The sequence below is a fragment of the Teichococcus rhizosphaerae genome, from assembly GCF_002631185.1.
Classification (GTDB): domain Bacteria; phylum Pseudomonadota; class Alphaproteobacteria; order Acetobacterales; family Acetobacteraceae; genus Pseudoroseomonas; species Pseudoroseomonas rhizosphaerae.
On sequence record NZ_PDNU01000034.1, the window covers coordinates 1 to 17235 of the forward strand.

The window sequence follows — 17235 nt, forward strand, 5'->3', positions numbered from 1 at the left end:
TGTGCCTCAGGCTCGAGAATTTATTGTTGCACTACCTTACGTCATTCCTGTTGAACAGTCCGATGACGGCCCATGCATAAATCCTGAGCCGTTGCAGCAAATAAAACTAACAACTGGCTTATGGCGAAAATGTCGGCCCCTTCCAAGAATCAAGAAAAAATCTGTCTTTTCTATCGTAAAAATGCGAACTATTAAAATTTTCTTCTTAAACCGGCGGATTTGATGGATATTGGGAAATTCCCGCTCCTCCTTCCCGCACCGCGCTTGCCCCGGATGCGCGGCAGCCTCTAGGCTGTCGTCATACAAGGAAAGCGACCCGCTGAAGCGGGCGTTGGGAGAAAGTCCATGACCGATTTTTCTCGCCGCGGCCTGATGGCCGCCGGCGCGGCGGCTGGCGCCGCCTGCCTGCTGGCCCACCCCGCCCTGGCCCAGGGCCGCTATCCCACCCGCCCCATCACACTCCTTTGCCCCTGGGGCGCGGGCGGCGGCACCGATGCCACGGCGCGCATCATCGGCGCGCTGCTGGAGAAGGATCTCGGCCAGCCGATCAACGTGGTGAACCGCACGGGCGGCAACGGCGTTGTCGGCCATTCCGCCATCGCCACGGCACAGCCGGATGGCTACACCATCGGCATCATCACGGTGGAGATCGCCATGCTCCACCATGCCGGGCTCACCAACCTCACCCACAAGGACTACACGCCGCTCGGGCTGATGAACGAGGACCCGCCGGGCGTGCAGGTCAGCGCCTCCGCGCCCTACAAGGACATCAAGGAGCTCGCCGAGGCCATCAAGGCCGCGCCCGCGGGGAAGATGAAGGCCTCCGGCACCGGCCAGGGCGGCATCTGGCACCTGGCACTGATCGGCTGGCTGCAGGCCATGGGCCTGAAGGCCGACCATGTGCGCTGGGTGCCCTCGAACGGCGCCGCGCCCGCCATGCAGGACCTGGCGGCGGGCGGCGTGGACATCGTCACCTGCTCGGTGCCCGAGGCGCGGGCGATGCTCGATGCGGGCCGGGCGCGCAGTCTGGCCATCATGGCGCCGCAGCGCAACCCGCAGTTCGCCGCGGTGCCGACGCTGAACGAGATGCTCGGCATCAACTACTCCACCGGCGCCTGGCGCGGCATCGCCGGGCCGCGCAACCTGCCGCCCGAGATCGCCCGGACCCTCACGGCGGCGCTGGAGCGCGCCTACAAGGCCAAGGAGTTCACCGACTTCATGAATGCCCGCGGCTTCGGCACGATCTGGGCGGACCCGGAGGGCTTCGCCACCTTCATGGGCCGCTCCGACCAGGCCATGGGCGAGGCGATGCGCGCCGCCGGGCTGGCGCGCGGCTGACAGCCGCCTGCAGGGCCCTGCCCTGTGCCACGCCTTTCCTGCCCCGCGCGGCCGGTGGCCGCGCCTTGCGGAGCGCATGCGCGATGCGGGTGAACGATGCCGTGCTCGGACTGGTCCTGCTGCTGCTGGCCAGCACGATGATCTGGCTCACGACCGACTTCCCCGCCTTTCCCGGCCAGGACTATGGGCCGGCCCTGTTTCCCCGCCTGCTCGGCGGCGGGCTGATACTGTGCGGCCTGCTGCTGGTGGCGCGCGGCCTGGCGGCGCGGCGGCGCGGCGGCGCGGCCTGGGTCGAGCTGGCCCCGTGGTGGTTCCAGCCCGGGCCGGCCCTTTCCTTTCTCGGCATGCCCCTGACGGTGCTGATCTACCTGCTTCTCGCCGACAGGCTGGGCTTCATCCCGCTGGCCTTCGCCCTGCTGCTGGCCCTGTTCCTCTGGTTCGGCGAGCGGCTGGCGCGGGCGCTGCCGGTCGCGCTGCTGGCAACGCTGCTGGTGCACTGGTTCTTCAGCGGGATGATGCGCGTGCCCCTGCCGCGCGGCCTGCTGAACGAGTTCCTCTGAGGAAGGCCTGACGATGGACGCGATCCTGACGGCCTTCGGGCTGGTCTTCGACCCCGCGGTGATGCTGGTCATCCTGGGCTCGGCGCTGTTCGGCATGTTCGTCGGCGCCATGCCCGGGCTGACGGCGACCATGGCCACGGCGCTGCTGGTGCCCGTCACCTTCTTCATGGACCCGGTGCCGGCGCTGGGCGCCATCGTCACCGCGACCGCCATGGCGATCTTCGCCGGGGACATCCCGGCGGCCATGCTGCGCATGCCGGGCACTCCGGCTTCCGCGGCCTATGCCGACGAATCCTACCTCATGGCCAAGAAGGGCCAGCTCGACCTCAATCTCGGCGTCAACGTGGTGTTCTCGGCGCTGGGCGGCATCCTGGGCGTGTTCTTCCTGGTGGCCTGCGCCCCTTCCCTCGCCGAGATGGCGCTGAACTTCTCCTCCTTCGAGTATTTCTGGCTGGCCTGTCTCGGCCTCACCTGCGCCGTGTTCATCGGCACCGGCGACCCGCTGAAGGGCTTCGTCTCGCTGCTGCTCGGCCTGTCGGTCGCCTGCGTCGGCATCGACCCGGCGGCGGGGGCGCCGCGCTTCACCTTCGGCAATGTCGACCTGATGTCGGGCATCAACTTCATCGCCGTCATGATCGGCGCCTTCGCCGTCTCGGAGCTGCTGCGTGGCGCGGTGACGCTGCACCGCCAGGGGCATGTGGTCGTGCCGCAGGTGGGCAACGTGTTCCGCGGCGTGGGCGGGGTCATGCGGCGCTACTGGAAGAACTTCATCCGCGGCTCGCTGGCGGGCACGCTGATCGGCGCGCTGCCGGGCGCGGGCGCCGACATCGCCGCCTGGGTCTCCTATGCCATGGCTAAACGCTTCTCGCGCACGCCGGAGAAGTTCGGCACCGGCCATGTGGAGGGCGTGGTGGAGGCGGGCTCGGCCAACAACTCGGCCGTGGCGGGCGCGTGGATCCCGGCGCTCGTCTTCGGCATCCCGGGCGATTCCATCACCGCCATCGTCATCGGCGTGCTCTACATGAAGGGGATGAACCCCGGCCCCACCGTGTTCACGGAGAACCCGCAGCTCATCTACGCGGTGTTCATCACCTTCGTCCTGGCCAACCTCATCATGGTCCCGCTCGGCTGGGCGGCGATCAAGAGCATGAAGCAGGTGCTGCGCATCCCGCGCACCATCCTGCTGCCACTGATCCTGCTGTTCTGCATCGTCGGCGCCTTCGCCATGACCAACAGCCAGTACGGCATCGTGCTGATGCTGGCCTTCGGCCTGCTCGGCTGGTTCATGGAGGAGAACGGCATTCCCGTGGCGCCGATGATCCTGGGCCTCGTGCTCGGCGAGATGCTGGAGCAGAACTTCATGACCTCCATGATCAAGTCCGATGGCGCGTGGCTCGCCTTCTTCGAGCGGCCGATCGCCGGGGGGCTTGGGGCGATGACGCTGCTGATCTGGCTGCTGATGCTGGGCCGCGGCGCCCGCACCGCCCTGCGCCGCGCCGCCCTGGCCTGAGGCGCTCCCTGCCGGCGGGCGGGGAGCTCCGGCGCCGCATGCCCTGGGCGCATAGCTCGGTTGAAGGGGGCCGGGCGCCGGGAATTTCCCGATCCATGCCTTTATAAAGCCCCTCAGGGTTTATAGAGCAGCCCGCAGCATGCCTGCCCTCCCCTTAGCCCCTGACCGGCCTTGCCCCAGCCAGCGGAACCGCGAGCGAATCCGAGGATGTTCATGAAGCCCAGCAGTATCGTCAGCACCGGTTCGGCGCGGTTCGGCAATGACCTGCCGCTTTCCGTCATCGCGGGCCCCTGCCAGCTCGAGAGCCGTGCCCACGCGCTCGAGACCGCCTCTGCCCTGCGCGAGATCGCGACGCGGCTCGGGATCGGCCTCGTCTACAAGACCAGCTTCGACAAGGCCAACCGCACCAGCGCCAGCGCCCAGCGGGGCCTCGGCCTGGAGAAGTCGCTGCCCATCTTCGCCGAGATCCGCGAGAGCCTGGGCCTGCCCGTGCTGACCGACGTGCACGACGCGGCGCAGTGCGCGGCCGTCGCCGAGGCGGTCGATATCCTCCAGATCCCCGCCTTCCTGTGCCGCCAGACGGACCTGCTGCTCGCCGCCGCCGCCACGGGCCGCGCCGTCAACGTCAAGAAGGGCCAGTTCCTGGCGCCGTGGGACATGGTCAACGTGGTCGAGAAGCTGACCGGCGCCGGCAACCCGCAGGTGCTGCTCACCGACCGCGGCACCAGCTTCGGCTACAACACCCTGGTCTCCGACTTCCGCGGGCTGCCGATCATGGCGCGCACCGGGGCGCCGGTGATCTTCGATGCCACCCATTCCGTCCAGCAGCCCGGCGGCCTCGGCGGCTCCTCGGGCGGCCAGCGCGAGTTCGTGCCCGTCCTGGCGCGTGCCGCCGTGGCGGTGGGCGTCGCCGGCCTGTTCATCGAGACCCACCAGGACCCGGACAAGGCACCCTCCGACGGCCCCAACATGGTGCCGCTGCGCGAGTTCGAGGGCCTCCTGCGCGACCTTCAGGCCATTGACCGCCTGGTCAAGGCGCAGCGAGCCGCCGCATGAACCCCGTCATCCTGATCCCGGCGCGCCTCGCCGCCACCCGCCTGCCCGACAAGCCGCTCGCCGACATCCATGGCGAGCCGATGATCGTCCATGTCTGGCGCCGCGCCATGGAGGCCGACCTCGCGCCTATCTGGGTGGCCACCGACACGCCCGCCATCGCCGAGGCGGTGCGGGCCGCCGGCGGCCAGGCGGTGATGACGGCGGCCGATCACCCCTCGGGCTCCGACCGTGTCTGCGAGGCGCTGGCCCGCATCGATCCGGACCGGCGCTTCGACGCGGTCCTCAACGTGCAGGGCGACCTGCCCACCGTGGCGCCCGCCACGCTGCGCGCCGCAACCCTGCCGCTTGCCGACGCGGAGGTGGCGATCGGCACCGCCGTCGCCCCCATCGTGCTCGAGGAGGAGCGGACCGCCCCCAGCGTCGTCAAGCTGGTGGGCTCGCCGCTGGGCGGCGGGCGCTTCCGCGCGCTCTACTTCACCCGCGCCACGGCGCCCTGGGGCGAGGGGCCGCTCTACCACCATATCGGCCTCTATGCCTGGCGCCGCGCCGCGCTGGAGCGCTTCGTCACTCTCCCCCCCTCCCCCCTGGAGCTGCGCGAGAAGCTCGAGCAGCTGCGCGCCCTCGAGGACGGCATGCGCATCGATGCGGTGGAGGTGGCCGAGGTGCCGCTCGGCGTCGACACGCCGCACGACCTGGAGCGCGCCCGCGCGGTGCTGGGCGCTCCCGGGGCCGCGCGGGGAACCGCCCCATGAGCGGCACGGAGAACGACATGACCCTGCCGGAAAGCGCGCTCGAGGCCCCCTCCCCCCTGCAGGCCGCGCGCGAGACGCTGGAGGTGGAGGCGCGCGGCCTCGAGGCGCTTCGCGCCGCCTGCGACGGGCCGCTGGGCGAGGCCTTCACCAGGGCCATCGGCACCATCCAGGACGCGCTTGCCAAGGGCGGCCGCGTCATCGTCACCGGCATGGGCAAGTCCGGCCATGTCGGGCGCAAGATCGCGGCGACCCTGGCCTCCACCGGCACGCCCTCGCACTTCGTCCATCCCGCCGAGGCCAGCCATGGCGATCTCGGCATGATCCAGCAGGAGGACGTCATCCTCGCCCTGTCCTGGTCCGGCGAGGCGCCCGAGCTGTCCGACATCATCGCCTATGGCAAGCGCTTCGGCGTGCCGCTGGTCGCCATCACCTCGCGCGCCGGCAGCGCCCTGGGCAGCGCGGCGGAGGTTCCGCTGGTCCTGCCGGCCATGCCCGAGGCCTGCCCCAACGGCCTGGCGCCGACCACCTCCACCACCATGCAGATGGCCATGGGCGATGCCATCGCCGTCGCCCTGCTCTCGCTGCGGCGCTTCACGGCGCAGGACTTCCGCAAGTTCCACCCCGGCGGCAAGCTCGGCGCCAAGCTGCGCAAGGCGCGCGACCTGATGCATGGCGGCGACGCCGTGCCGCTGGTCCGGGCCGGCGTCCGGCTCTCGCAGGCGATCGTCGAGATGACCTCCAAGCGCTTCGGCGTCACCGGCGTGCTCGACGAGAAGGGCCAGCTCGCCGGCGTCATCACCGATGGCGACCTGCGGCGCGCCTTCACCCAGGGCTTCGTCGACAGCCTCGTCGACGACATCATGACCCGCGCGCCGCGCACCATCCATCCCGACATGCTGGCCTCCGCCCTGTTGGCCGAGCTCAGCAGCAGCGCCATCACCAGCGTGTTCGTGGTCGAGAACAGGCGGCCCGTCGGCATCGTCCACATCCACGACCTGCTTCGCGCCGGCGTGGTCTGAGAGGGCCCCGCCCGGCGGGCCGGCGGCGGGAGCGCCCGCGGTCCTCAGGCGGGGGCCGGCGGCGGGCTCCCGTTTCCGGCATCGGCCATGGCGACCTCGGCGCAGGCCAGGACTGCCTCCCGCAGCGTCCGGACGACGCGGTGCGCCTCCAGGCTTTCCTGCAGCTTCTCCCCCGGCGCCGCCTCCCCCGTCCAGATGCCTGCCACCATGGGCGTTCCGGGCAGGACCTGCCGGAGGCGCCGCATCAGGTAGCGCAGATGCGACGGGGCGCCCGGCATCTGCACCACGCAGACGCAGACCATCAGCGCCCCCGCCGCATCCAGCCGCCCGATCTCCCGCCGCGACACGGCCGCATGCGGCACGACGCGGGCGCCGATGCCATGCTTGCCCAGGATCTGCGCCAGCAGCAGGGCCGAGCTCTCGTCCAGCGGACCACGCCCTGCCACGCACAGCACGGCGCCCGCCGCCCGCCAGGCCGGCGGGATCTCCCCCGGCTCCGGCAGCCTGACCGGCACGGACGCGGGCAGGCGCTGCTCGGCCGGAGACAGGCGCAGGATGCGCGCGCCATCGCCCTCCTCCGAGGCGGGCGGCGGATCGACATCCGCCAGCTCCCCGAGCCCCTCCGCCATCTCCTGCACCGTCTCGCGGATGCGGAGGAGCTGGTCAGGCGTCACCAGCCCGCGGCGCACGTCGCTCGCGGCGAGCGCCAGGCCCTTCAGCGCCACCTCGTCGTAATAGGAGCAGAGCGAGCGCTCGCGCAGCAGCAGCTCGGCCTGCTCCTGCACCTCGTCCGGGTCTCCGGCCAGGGCGCGCTGGTAGAAGTTCTCGACCGGCGTCAGGGCTGGGCGGTCGCCCAGCAGCACGTCGAGGAACTCCAGCCGGTCGACATGCCGCCCCAGCACCACCAGGCACAGCGTGAGCGGCGTCGAGATGATCAGCCCGATCGGCCCCCAGATCCAGCTCCAGAAGATGGCCGCCACCACCACGGAGACGGGCGACATGCCCGTGCTGTGGCCATAGGCCAGCGGCTCCACCACATGGGCGATCAGCGGCTCGATGACGAGGAACAGCAGCGCCGTCCAGAGCGCCATGGACCAGCCGGGATCCACCGCCGCGGCAAGCCCGATCGGCAGCAGCGCGCCCAGGATGGCGCCGACATAGGGCACGAAGCGCAGCAGGGCCGCGAGCAGACCCCAGAGCAGCGGGCTCGGCAGGCCGATCAGCAGCAGCCCGGCCGCGATCACGGCGCCGAAGCCGAGATTGATGGAGAGCTGCGCCAGGAAGAAGCGGCTGAGCCGGTAGGCGGCGTCGTCCATCGCCACGGTGGTGCGGTGCAGGTCGGTCGAGCCGAACAGGCGGATCAGCCGGTCGCGCAGGTCCTCCCGCTGCACCAGGATGAAGACCGTGACCACCAGCACGATGCCGGTCTGCGCCAGGGGACCGGCCAGGGGGGAGAGCAGGTTGGCCGCCATCTGCGCCGGGGTGAGGGCCGGCTCCTGCACCTCGACCCGCAGGGGCGGCAGCTCCGCGCCCCGCTGCGGCATCACCTGCGGCACGGCGGAGGGCACGCGGCCCACCTCGCCAGCGAACCGCTCCAGCACCTCGCCCAGCCGCCCCACCGTCATCTGCCGCAGGGTCTCGACCTTCCGCTGCAGGCTGTGCTGGTAGAGCGGCAGGCTTTGCGCCAGCTCGGCGAGCTGGGCGCCGAGGACGATGCCGGTCGCCACCAGCACCCCGAGCGCCGCCAGCACCGCCAGGATGACCGACCCGACCCGGCCGAGCCTCGCCCGGCGCAGCAGCCGCACCAGCGGCGCCAGCACCAGGCTGAGCAGGATGGCCAGCGTGACCGGGATCAGCACCTCCCGCCCGAGATAGAGGCCGGCCACGACCACCACCGCTCCGGCCAGGGTGGTGAGGCTGCGCGTGTCGGGTGCCTCGACCGGCGCGACCTTCGCCGGCGGTGCCATGCCGGGCGGGCGGGTATCGGGCATGCGGGCAATGCCTCCAGCGCGGTGGAGGAGCGGAGCGCTCCCTCCGCGTTAACGCCGCTGCGGCGTCAAAGGCTGGCGGGAAGGCGGCTTTTCGACAGGGGTGTGGACTTTGCCGACCCGGAACGCCTTCAGCGCGCCAGCTTGCGCACCGGCGGGGGCGAGGGCTGGAGCAGCAGGCCATCGGGCGTCAGCGTCACCCGCGCATCGCGGTAGACGGCCTGGGCGAGCTGCAGGTTCTCGGTGAAGGCGGCCTTGAAGTGCTTGCGCAGCCGGATGCCCGCGCCGAACTGCGTCGCCAGCGCGCCCCAGCTCACCATCTTCTCGTCCTGCAGCGCGTGCAAGCGGTAGGCGAGCCAGCAATAGACGTCGAGCGCCATGGAGGAGTTGCGGATGTGCCGGATCGCCGCCTCGTCCAGCGGCACCGCGTGCTGGCGCAGCTGGTGGAAGAAGCTTTCCGACAGCCGCGCCGTCTCGACGAACAGGTCTCCCTGCCCCGCCACCCCATTGGCCGGATCGTCCACGAACATGGCGATGTCGACGATGTTCTGGTTGACCAGCACCGTCGCGCCGTTGCGGGTGAAGTGGAAGGAAAGGCGGCAGCGGCTGATGCGATCCGCCTGTTCCCGCACAAGCCGGGTGGTCTTGCCGCCGACGGACACGCCGAGCCGGCCCAGGAAGTCCCGCAGCGAGCGGCCGAGCTGGATGTCGCGCGAGCCTGTCCGCAGCGCCTCCGACTGCAGGTAGATCAGGATCAGCCGGGCGATCGCGCCGAAGGGCACGCCGACATGGGAGGGCGTGCCATCCCCCTTCAGCCGCACGCCCGGCTCGACCAGCAGCGTCATGCTGTCCGTCTCGAGCTTCCAGATCGCGCTGTCATCCTGGGGGCGGCGGTGCGGCAGGGCGGTCTGGCACCAGCCCGAGTGGATGTAGCCGGTGCCCATCTCCTCGTCGGACGACCAGGAGGCCGCGGCCTCGACGATGCGGGGCGCGCGCCGGCCCTCCAGCAGGTCGCGGGTCGCCTGCCGCCCATAGGCCTCGATGAGATGATGAACCTTGCCCATGACCATCCGCTGCGACTTGCCGGGCAAACTGGCGCAATCGGCGAGCCCTGTCGATGTGGACTCTGCCGACCCGGACTATTTGGAAATATTTGATTCTTCTATTTGCTCTGCGCCGCCAGAGTCCACGGGACAACCAGGCTAACGCCTTGAATCGCGGTGCCGGCCCGCCGGCAGAGTCCACGGTATGGCCGTCAGAGTCCACGCCCGAGGCTGTGGAGGGCCTTTCGCGACTCCAGCGCCCCGGACCGGCGGCGGAAAGCCCGGCCTTTCCGGCCCAGTGGCGGAGGCGGTCGGCAGAGTCCACAGTCCTGCGGCGGTGGAGCGCGGCTGCGCCGAAGGCCCGGTCGCCAAAGTCCACACCGCTTCAGCGCGGCTTCCGCCCTTCCCTGCTGGCGAGAAAGGCCTGGTAGAGGGGCTCCAGCTGGTCGGCCACATAGGCGCCGAACTCCGGCTCCAGCCGCTCGTTGATGGTCAGGCGCAGGCCCTGCGCGCCCTGCTCGATCCGCACCACGGGATCGCCCTGGGGGTTGCGCCAGTAGCGCCCCGTCTCCGGCGCCGCCCCGCCATGGCGCAGGGCCTCGAAGACGCGCTGGAACCGCGCATCGCTGTTGAGCGCGCGGAAGCCGGGGCTGGTCATGGCGCGCTCCGCCATGGCCGCGGCTTCGGGCTGCGCGAAGAGCCGCTGCAACTCCAGCCAGCGGGGCCGCCCCGTGCGGGGCGCGGGGCCGATCGCCAGGATGACGGGGCGCGGGATGGCGCGCGCCACCTGGAGGTAGCGGGTCATCTCGGCCGACTGCACGGCGAGGGCGGCATGCAGGGTGGGCCGGTCGAAGCCATGGGCCTCCAGATGCGCGGCGAACAGGGCGCGCTCGATGAAGGTCAGGTTGCGCCGCTCGATGTTCTCCTTGCCCTGGGCCACCACCAGCTCCGCATCGCTCAGGGCGCGGATCACCGCCTTCAGCCTTCCGCCCAGCCGCCGCACCGCGATCAGGCGGCGATGGCCATAGGCGATCTGGTAGTGGCCCGCCTTCTCGGGATGCGGGCGCACCAGCACCGGCACCTGCTGGCCGGATTCCGCGATGCTCTGCACCAGCTCGCGCAGCTCCCCCTCATTGTCCGAGGCGAGCCGGTCGCTGACGAAGGAGCCCTCGACCTGCGCCGGGTCGAGCTCCACCACCGTGTCGCCCGCCTCGATGCTGGCTCGCAGCGCCTGCGCCTCATCCCGCAGGTGGCCGAGGCTCAACCCCATCGCCCGCACCGCGCCCGAGGGGACGCGGGCCGTGCCGGGCTGGGCGGGCGGCTCGCCCGCGGCGCCGGTGCTCAGCAGGTCGCGCAGCGTGTTCTTGCGTTTCATCAGCGGCTTCTCCCCCAGGCCTGCAGCATGAGCTGACGGATCTCCCCGTTCACCGCGTCCAGCGCCTCGGCCGCGCGGTTGTAGGTGTCGCGGCTGAAGTTCTGCGGCCCGACCTCGTAGAGGGTCTGCTTGGTCAGCCCGGCATCGGAGATGGCGGTGGACTTCACCATGGGGTTGGTCAGCACCCGGTCCCCGAACAGGCTGCGCAGGAAGCCCACCACCTGGGTCTGCGGCCCGTCCTGCGGCTCGTAGCGGGTGACGAGGTAGCGCAGGAAGTCATAGTCCAGGTTGCCGCCGGCCTGCCGCACCACCGCGAGCAGGTCGGCGGTCATCAGCAGGAACTGGCACATGCTGGCGATGTCCAGCATCTGCGGGTGCACCGTGATCAGCACGCCCGTGGCGGCGCAGAGGGCGGCCAGGGTGAGGAAGCCCAGCTGCGGCGGGCAGTCGATCACCACCACGTCGTAATCCGCCTCGACGCTGGCGAGCGCCTCCGTCAGCCGGGTGAAGAACAGCGTCTCCCGCCCCCGCTCCGACTGGGCGAGCAGCCGGGGCGTGTCGTGCTCGAACTCGTGCAGCTCGAGATTGGCGGGCACGATGTGCAGCCGGTCGATATAGGTGGGCCGGATGACCTCCCGCAGCGGCCGGCGCTGGCGGTCGTAGCGCAGGGCGGCGTAGATCGTCTCGTTCTCGCCGATGTCGAGCTCCGGCTGGTAGCCGAACAGGGCGGAAAGGCTGGCCTGCGGGTCGAGGTCGAGCGCCAGCACGCGGTAGCCCTGGAAGGCCAGGTACTGGGCGAGATGGACGCTGGTGGTCGTCTTGCCGGAGCCACCCTTGAAGTTGGCCACCGCCAGGACCTGGAGATGGTCGCCCTCCTGCCGCCGGGGCAGGGGCGGCCGGCCCTTGCCGCGCAGCATCCCGCGCAACTCGTTGATCTGCTCGAGCGTATAGGCCCGGCGCCCGCCGCTGCCTTTGGCGGGCACAGGGCCTTCTCCGGCCAGGGCCAGTTGCCGCAGATAGGAGTCGCTGATCTGCAGGAGGGCCGCCACCTCGCCGCTCGTGAAGCGCCGCAACGACTTCTGGGCCACGGGCGGGAAGACGCGGTTGCGCAGCAGCGCCAGCTGTGCGCTGAGGGCCTGCGCGTCCTGGCTGATCTGTGTGTCGATCGCCGCCGGTGCCTGGGCGTTGTCTTCGGAAGGATGCATGACCGACGCTTTTCTCCGGCATAGAGCCAATCCAGCGTTACTATATCAACCGAATGACTTCCCGCTGCCAAGCCGGCAATGCGGCTCCGTTGACAGCTGTCAAAGAGCCGGATTGACAGCTGTCAATGGCCCCGCCCGCTCGTCATGGAGCGGACAGGGTCTGTGGAGCCAGTGAAAAGCGGGCGGCCGGGTGACATAAACAGGTGGCGGCAGTCGGAATGAACAGGCGTCTCTGGATCATCCTGGGCGCGGCGGGCGCGTTTGCCGCCGCCGGCATCTTCATGGCCTGGCCTTCCAGCCCGCCCCCTGCGCCTGCCGTGGCCGTCTCGCCGGTCGGCGTGGGCGCGCTGGGGCGGGTGGAGCCGGCTTCGCGGATTCGCCGGCTGGGCGTGCCCGGCGGAATGAGCGTCACGCGCCTGGACCGGCTTCTGGTTTCCGAAGGCGAGAGGGTCACTGAAGGCCAGCTTCTCGCGGAACTCGCCGATGCCGCGCAAAAGGCCGGACAACTCGGCCAGGCTCAAGCCGCCCTGGCTGAGGCGGAGCGGAACCTTGCCCTGGTGCGGGCCGCCGGCCGCCCGGAGGAGATCGCCGCCCAGCAGGCGCGGCTCGAGGCCTTGAGGGCGGTGGAGGCGAATGCAAGGCAGGAAGCGCGCCGAGCGGAGCAGCTGGTGCCCAGCGGTGCCGGTGGCCAGGCCGAGGCCGAGCGCCGCCGCTTCGCCGCCGCCCGCGCCGGCGCGGAAGTGGCCGAGGCGGAAGCGGGCCTGGCTCGGTTGCGCGCGGCACGGCCCGAGGAGGTGGCGGTGGCCGAGGCGCAGCGGCTGGCGGCGGAAGCCCGCCTGCGGGCGGCCGAGGCGGACCTGGCGCTGAGCCGGCTTTATGCGCCGATCGCCGGCACGGTTCTCGCCATCCATGCCTGGCCCGGCGACCGCATCGGCGAGGACGGGCTGCTGGAACTGGCCGACCTCAGCCGCATGGAAGTGGTGGCCGATGTCTACGAGACCGATCTCCCCCGCCTGCGCATCGGCCAGCAGGCCGAGATCATCGTGCCGGGAGAGACCCGGCGCCTTTCCGCCGAGCTCGTGGAGATCGGCTGGCAGGTGCGCCGCACCACCCAGGCGGGGACCGATCCCGTGGCGGCGGTCGATGCCCGCACCGTTTCCGTGCGGCTGCGGCTGGACGAGGCCGGGGCGGAGCTGTTGCGCCGCCGCTCCAACATGCAGGTCCAGGTGGCGATCCGCCCATGATGCGCCGCTTCGAGAGCCTCCTGCTGCCGCTCCGCCTGTCCTGGCGCCAGCTCCGAGCGGAGCGGGCGCGGCTGCTCGCGGCCATGGCGGGCGTGATGTTCGCCTGCGTGCTGGTGTTCATGCAGATCGGCTTCCGGGCGGCGCTGTTCGACTCCGCGACATCCCTGCTCTCCGCCATGCGGGCGGAGCTTTTCCTGCTCAACCCATTGACCACGGCGAGCTTCCGGCCCGAGCCGCTGCCGCGCATCCGCGCCCATCAGGCGCTCGGGATCGACGCGGTGCGGCAGGCCGTTCCCGTCTACATGGCGCAGGTGACATGGCGGAACCCGGAGAACGGCACCCGCCGCACCATCCAGCTCGTGGCCTTCGACATCGAGAGCGATGCCATGGGCTTCAGCGGCCTGCCCGCCCTGGCCGACGCCCTGAAGCAGCCCGATGCCGTGGCCTTCGATCGCCGCTCCCGCCCCGAGTTCGGCGACGTGGCGCGCCTGCTCGAGGCCCGGCAGGGCACGCCCCTGCCGGTGCAGATCGGCGGGCGGCAGATGAACGTGATGGGCCTGGTCGATATCGGGCCCTCCTTCGGCGCGGATGGCAACCTCGTCCTGAGCGAAACCAATTTCCGCCGCCTGCTGCCCAACCGGGACTTCTCCAGCGCCGATCTCGTCGCGCTGCGCCTCCAGCCCGGCGCCGACCCGGCCGACGTTCAGGCCAGGCTGCGGGCGCTTCTGCCGCCCGATGTGGTGGTGCTGACCCAGCCCGACCTCGTGGCCTGGGAGCGCCGCTACTGGGAGGAGGCCACGCCGATCGGCTTCATCTTCACCTTCGGCAGCCTGATGGGGCTGATCGTCGGCATGGTCATCGTCTACCAGATCCTGTTCAGCGACATCGCCAGCCATCTCCGCGAATACGCCACGCTCAAGGCCATGGGATACAGCAACGGATACCTGGCCCGGGTGGTGCTCAGCGCCGCGCTGGTGCTGGCGGTGCTGGGCTTCGTGCCGGGCGCGGTGGCCTCGGCCATCCTTTATGACGTGGTCGGCAGCGCGACCTTCCTGCCGCTCGGCATGAGCTGGGGGCGTGGGGCGCTGGTCTTTTCCCTGATCTTCGGGATGTGCGCCGCGGCGGGGCTGCTGGCCATGCGCAAGCTGCGCGACGCCCAGCCGGCGGACATGTTCTGATGACCGATCCCGTGGTGCTCGAGGGCGTGTCCCATGCCTTTGGCGAGGGCGAGCTGCGGCGGCTGGTGCTGCGCGACGTGGCGCTGCGCATGGCGCCCGGCGAGATCGTGCTGCTCACGGGGCCGTCCGGCTCGGGCAAGACGACGCTGCTGACGCTGGTGGGCGCGTTGCGCGCGCTCCAGGCCGGCAGCGCGCGGGTGCTGGGGGTGGAACTGGCGGAGGCGGGGGAAGGCCAGCGGCTCTCGCTCCGCCGGCAGATCGGCTTCATCTTCCAGAACCACAACCTGCTGGGCTTCCTCGATGCGCGGCAGAACGTGGCGATGACGCTGGAGATGCAGCCCGGCCTCGGCGAGCGCCAGCGCCTGGCGCGGGCGGACGAGGTGCTGGCCGCGGTCGGCCTGGCCGAGCACCGGCACAAGCCGCCCTCCCAGCTTTCCGGCGGGCAGCGGCAGCGCGTCGCCATCGCGCGGGCCCTGGTGGGGGAGCCGGGGCTGATCCTGGCCGACGAGCCCACGGCGGCCCTCGACAAGGCCAGCGGGCACGAGGTGGTGTCCCTTCTGCGGGGCATGGCGCGGCAGCGCGGCGTGTCGATCCTGATGGTGACGCATGATCCACGCATCCTGGACGTCGCGGACCGGGTGGTGGCGATGGAAGACGGGCGTATTGTGTCCGCCCCGCCGGCCGGGCGAGACTGACGCCGCAACCCTCAGCCTTCCTGCCGCAGAAGGCGTGCCCTGGGAGACACCATGGTCTCGCCGAACGCTGCCGAGCGGGAAGGCCCGCGCAAGCCCCGCCTGCGGGATGAAGCCGCCGGGCCGGAACTCGACGCGCTGATCCGCCTTCTCGCCGAGGCGATGGATTGCCCGCTGGCGATGCTCTCCCTGGCCGAGCCGGACCGCCTGGTGCCCTGGGCGAGCATCGGGTTCCGGGGGCCGGAGATGCCAGGGCAGGGTGCCTTCTGTGGCATGGCGCTGCGCGGCGGCGGGCTGCTTGCCGTCGAGGAGGCGCGCGCCCATCCGGATTTCCGGGACCACCCGATGGTGGTGGCGCCGGATGGCATCCGCTTCTACATGGGCATCCCTCTCGTGGTGGATGGCTGGACGCTCGGGGTCCTCTGCGCGCTGGACCGCAGGCCGAGGCCGGCCGGCCTGCGCGAGCGCGAGACGATGGAGCGCTTCGCGCTGGTGGCGCAGTCCCTGCTGCACGCGCAGGCGCAGCAGGCCCGGCTGCGCGAGGTGCTGGCCGCCCTGCGGGAGAACGGCGTTCAGCTGCGCCGGCAGAACCGCCTGTTCCAGCAGGCCGCCGCCATGGCGCGGCTCGGCGCCTGGGAACTCGATCTGCGGAACGGGGAGATCTACTGCTCGGAGGTCGTCCACCGGCTGCATGACCTGCCGTCCGGCACGCCCCTCTCTCTCGCCGGCGCGCTGCAATTCTACCCGGAGCATGAGCGCAGCCGCATCGGCGCCGTGATGGAGCGCACCGTCAAGGGCGGGGCGCCGCTCGACTTCGAGGCGGATTTCGTGAGCGCGCGGGGGCGCCGGCGGCGCGTCCGGACACGGGGCGAGGTGGAAACGGAGCAGGGAAAGCCGGTCCGCGTCCTCGGCATCATGCACGACGTCACGGAAAGCTGGCAGATGATGGAGCGCCTGCGGCAGCTGGCGCACACGGACAGCCTGACGGGCCTCGGCAACCGCGCGGCGCTGTTCGAGCGGCTCGAGGCGCTGCGCGCGGCGCCACCCGGCCATGAGGCCGCGCTGCTCGTGCTCGACCTGGACGGCTTCCAGGACCTGAACGACCGCCATGGCCACCAGGAAGGGGACCGGGTGCTGAACGGCGTCGCGCAGCGGCTGCGCCGGATCGCCGGCGAGGCGGGCTTCGTCGCCCGCACGGGCAGCGACGAGTTCGCCCTGCTGATGCGCGACCCCGGCAGTGTCGCGGCCATCCGCGAGACGGCGCAGCGCCTGGTCGCCGCGCTCCAGGCCCGGCTGCCGGGAGAGGAGGCGTGGCGTCCGCTTTCCGCCAGCATCGGCGTGGCCCGCTGGCCCTCCGATTCCGCGACGCCCCTCGGCCTGCTGCGGCAGGCGGACATGGCGCTCTCCGGCGGGCGGCGGCAGGGCAAGGCGCGCATCACCCTGTTCTCGCCGGCCATCGCCAGCCGCTTCCAGGAACGCCGCGTGGCCATCGACCATGTGCAGCGCGCGCTGTCCGAGGACCGGCTGCGCCCCTTCTACCAGCCCAAGATGCGCCTCGCCGATGGCCGGCTGGCCGGCTTCGAGGCGCTGGTGCGGGTGCTGGAGCCGGATGGCACGGTGAGCGGTCCCGCGCAGTTCTGGCCCGCCCTGCAGGAGCCGGGCACGGCGGAGCTGATCGGGGTGCGGATGCTGGGCGCCATCACCCGCGACCTGGCCCTCTGGCGACAGGAGGGGCTGCCGGCCACGCGGATCGGGCTGAACGTCGCCGAGGCGGACATGCTTTCGGAAGGATTGGCCGAGCGCGTCCTGGAGCGCCTCCACAGCCATGGCCTGCCGCCCGATGCGCTGGAGATCGAGGTGACGGAGACGGTTTTCCTGGGCGCGCATCGGCCCGCCATGACGCATGTCCTGCAACGCCTGTACAAGGCGGGCCTGCGGATCGCGCTGGACGATTTCGGCACCGGCTATGCCTCGCTCGTGCATCTGCGGAACTTCCCCATCCACGCGCTGAAGATCGACAAGTCCTTCATCGACGAGGTCGAGCAGGCGGGCGGCAGCCGGCTGATCGTGGAGATGCTGATCCAGCTGGCGCACGGCCTGGGGCTTGAGGTCGTGGCGGAAGGGGTGGAGACGGGCGGGCAGCACCGCCTGCTGCGGGCGCTGGGCTGCGATGTGGGGCAGGGGCACCATTACGGCATGGCCCTCGGCGCGGAAGCCGCGCGCGCCATGCTGGCCGGGCAGCGGGATGTGCCGCCCCCCGCCCCTGGCTGAGGCG

At 71.2% G+C, this 17235-nt stretch carries 15 protein-coding genes; 11 read left to right on the forward strand and 4 right to left on the reverse strand.

Annotated elements, in window-relative coordinates; genetic code table 11:
* The 7 genes from CR162_RS22640 to CR162_RS15850 form a co-directional block, all read left to right on the forward strand.
* The coding region (locus tag CR162_RS22640) for a hypothetical protein (RefSeq protein ID WP_218014914.1) at nucleotides 1-223 on the forward strand (223 nt) is incomplete at its 5' end.
* Nucleotides 224-345: 122 nt separating this feature from the next.
* A complete protein-coding gene (locus CR162_RS15825; protein WP_099096506.1) occupies nucleotides 346-1338 on the forward strand; it encodes a tripartite tricarboxylate transporter substrate binding protein in 993 nt (330 codons plus the stop codon).
* 83 nt (nucleotides 1339-1421) lie between these two features.
* Nucleotides 1422-1898, forward strand: a complete 477-nt coding sequence (locus tag CR162_RS15830) for a tripartite tricarboxylate transporter TctB family protein (RefSeq protein ID WP_099096507.1) — start codon at nucleotides 1422-1424, stop codon at nucleotides 1896-1898.
* 13 nt (nucleotides 1899-1911) lie between these two features.
* Nucleotides 1912-3408, forward strand: a complete 1497-nt coding sequence (locus tag CR162_RS15835) for a tripartite tricarboxylate transporter permease (protein ID WP_099096508.1) — start codon at nucleotides 1912-1914, stop codon at nucleotides 3406-3408.
* 207 nt (nucleotides 3409-3615) lie between these two features.
* Entirely contained in the window at nucleotides 3616-4464 is an 849-nt protein-coding gene (gene kdsA, locus CR162_RS15840; RefSeq protein ID WP_456316221.1) for a 3-deoxy-8-phosphooctulonate synthase, read from the forward strand.
* Nucleotides 4461-5216: a 3-deoxy-manno-octulosonate cytidylyltransferase gene (locus CR162_RS15845; RefSeq protein ID WP_099096509.1), complete on the forward strand. Its 756-nt coding sequence runs from the start codon at nucleotides 4461-4463 to the stop codon at nucleotides 5214-5216. Before kdsA ends, CR162_RS15845 begins: the two co-directional genes overlap by 4 nt.
* A complete protein-coding gene (locus CR162_RS15850) occupies nucleotides 5213-6235 on the forward strand; it encodes a KpsF/GutQ family sugar-phosphate isomerase (RefSeq protein WP_099096510.1) in 1023 nt (340 codons plus the stop codon). The genes CR162_RS15845 and CR162_RS15850 overlap by 4 nt, the downstream gene beginning before the upstream one ends.
* Before the next feature lie 44 nt (nucleotides 6236-6279).
* On the opposite strand, the gene CR162_RS15855 is transcribed toward CR162_RS15850, so the two are convergent.
* The 4 genes from CR162_RS15855 to repA form a co-directional block, all read right to left on the reverse strand.
* Nucleotides 6280-8226, reverse strand: coding sequence for an AI-2E family transporter (locus CR162_RS15855; protein WP_099096511.1), 1947 nt, complete (start codon nucleotides 8224-8226; stop codon nucleotides 6280-6282).
* A gap of 128 nt (nucleotides 8227-8354) precedes the next feature.
* Nucleotides 8355-9287: a replication protein RepA gene (locus CR162_RS15860; protein WP_367604137.1), complete on the reverse strand. Its 933-nt coding sequence runs from the start codon at nucleotides 9285-9287 to the stop codon at nucleotides 8355-8357.
* A 364-nt stretch (nucleotides 9288-9651) separates the two neighbouring features.
* Nucleotides 9652-10641, reverse strand: a complete 990-nt coding sequence (gene repB / locus CR162_RS15865) for a plasmid partitioning protein RepB (protein ID WP_099096513.1) — start codon at nucleotides 10639-10641, stop codon at nucleotides 9652-9654.
* Nucleotides 10641-11846 carry a plasmid partitioning protein RepA gene (gene repA / locus CR162_RS15870; RefSeq protein WP_099096514.1) on the reverse strand — a complete coding sequence of 402 codons (1206 nt, stop codon included), beginning with the start codon at nucleotides 11844-11846 and terminating at the stop codon, nucleotides 10641-10643. Before repA ends, repB begins: the two co-directional genes overlap by 1 nt.
* A gap of 218 nt (nucleotides 11847-12064) precedes the next feature.
* Here repA and CR162_RS15875 point away from each other — a divergent pair, with 218 nt between their 5' ends.
* The 4 genes from CR162_RS15875 to CR162_RS15890 are packed head-to-tail and all read left to right on the forward strand — an operon-like array spanning nucleotide 12065 to nucleotide 17231.
* Nucleotides 12065-13090 carry an HlyD family efflux transporter periplasmic adaptor subunit gene (locus CR162_RS15875; protein ID WP_099096515.1) on the forward strand — a complete coding sequence of 342 codons (1026 nt, stop codon included), beginning with the start codon at nucleotides 12065-12067 and terminating at the stop codon, nucleotides 13088-13090.
* A complete protein-coding gene (gene devC, locus CR162_RS15880) occupies nucleotides 13087-14268 on the forward strand; it encodes an ABC transporter permease DevC (protein ID WP_245870422.1) in 1182 nt (393 codons plus the stop codon). Before CR162_RS15875 ends, devC begins: the two co-directional genes overlap by 4 nt.
* Nucleotides 14268-14963: an ATP-binding cassette domain-containing protein gene (locus CR162_RS15885; protein WP_099096516.1), complete on the forward strand. Its 696-nt coding sequence runs from the start codon at nucleotides 14268-14270 to the stop codon at nucleotides 14961-14963. The genes devC and CR162_RS15885 overlap by 1 nt, the downstream gene beginning before the upstream one ends.
* Before the next feature lie 51 nt (nucleotides 14964-15014).
* Entirely contained in the window at nucleotides 15015-17231 is a 2217-nt protein-coding gene (locus CR162_RS15890; RefSeq protein WP_099096517.1) for a putative bifunctional diguanylate cyclase/phosphodiesterase, read from the forward strand.
* The last annotated feature ends 4 nt before the right edge of the window (nucleotides 17232-17235 follow it).

What these genes read in the sequence shown, in the direction of transcription:
- CR162_RS15825 (WP_099096506.1), top strand. Translation starts at nt 346, where the DNA reads ATGACCGATTTTTCTCGCCGCGGCCTGATGGCCGCCGGCGCGGCGGCT.
- CR162_RS15875 (WP_099096515.1), top strand. Translation starts at nt 12,065, where the DNA reads ATGAACAGGCGTCTCTGGATCATCCTGGGCGCGGCGGGCGCGTTTGCC.
- repA (WP_099096514.1), bottom strand. Translation starts at nt 11,846, where the DNA reads ATGCATCCTTCCGAAGACAACGCCCAGGCACCGGCGGCGATCGACACA.
- kdsA (WP_456316221.1), top strand. Translation starts at nt 3,616, where the DNA reads ATGTTCATGAAGCCCAGCAGTATCGTCAGCACCGGTTCGGCGCGGTTC.
- CR162_RS15885 (WP_099096516.1), top strand. Translation starts at nt 14,268, where the DNA reads ATGACCGATCCCGTGGTGCTCGAGGGCGTGTCCCATGCCTTTGGCGAG.
- repB (WP_099096513.1), bottom strand. Translation starts at nt 10,641, where the DNA reads ATGAAACGCAAGAACACGCTGCGCGACCTGCTGAGCACCGGCGCCGCG.
- CR162_RS15845 (WP_099096509.1), top strand. Translation starts at nt 4,461, where the DNA reads ATGAACCCCGTCATCCTGATCCCGGCGCGCCTCGCCGCCACCCGCCTG.
- CR162_RS15860 (WP_367604137.1), bottom strand. Translation starts at nt 9,287, where the DNA reads ATGGGCAAGGTTCATCATCTCATCGAGGCCTATGGGCGGCAGGCGACC.
- CR162_RS15855 (WP_099096511.1), bottom strand. Translation starts at nt 8,226, where the DNA reads ATGCCCGATACCCGCCCGCCCGGCATGGCACCGCCGGCGAAGGTCGCG.
- CR162_RS15890 (WP_099096517.1), top strand. Translation starts at nt 15,015, where the DNA reads ATGGTCTCGCCGAACGCTGCCGAGCGGGAAGGCCCGCGCAAGCCCCGC.
- devC (WP_245870422.1), top strand. Translation starts at nt 13,087, where the DNA reads ATGATGCGCCGCTTCGAGAGCCTCCTGCTGCCGCTCCGCCTGTCCTGG.
- CR162_RS15850 (WP_099096510.1), top strand. Translation starts at nt 5,213, where the DNA reads ATGAGCGGCACGGAGAACGACATGACCCTGCCGGAAAGCGCGCTCGAG.
- CR162_RS15830 (WP_099096507.1), top strand. Translation starts at nt 1,422, where the DNA reads ATGCGGGTGAACGATGCCGTGCTCGGACTGGTCCTGCTGCTGCTGGCC.
- CR162_RS15835 (WP_099096508.1), top strand. Translation starts at nt 1,912, where the DNA reads ATGGACGCGATCCTGACGGCCTTCGGGCTGGTCTTCGACCCCGCGGTG.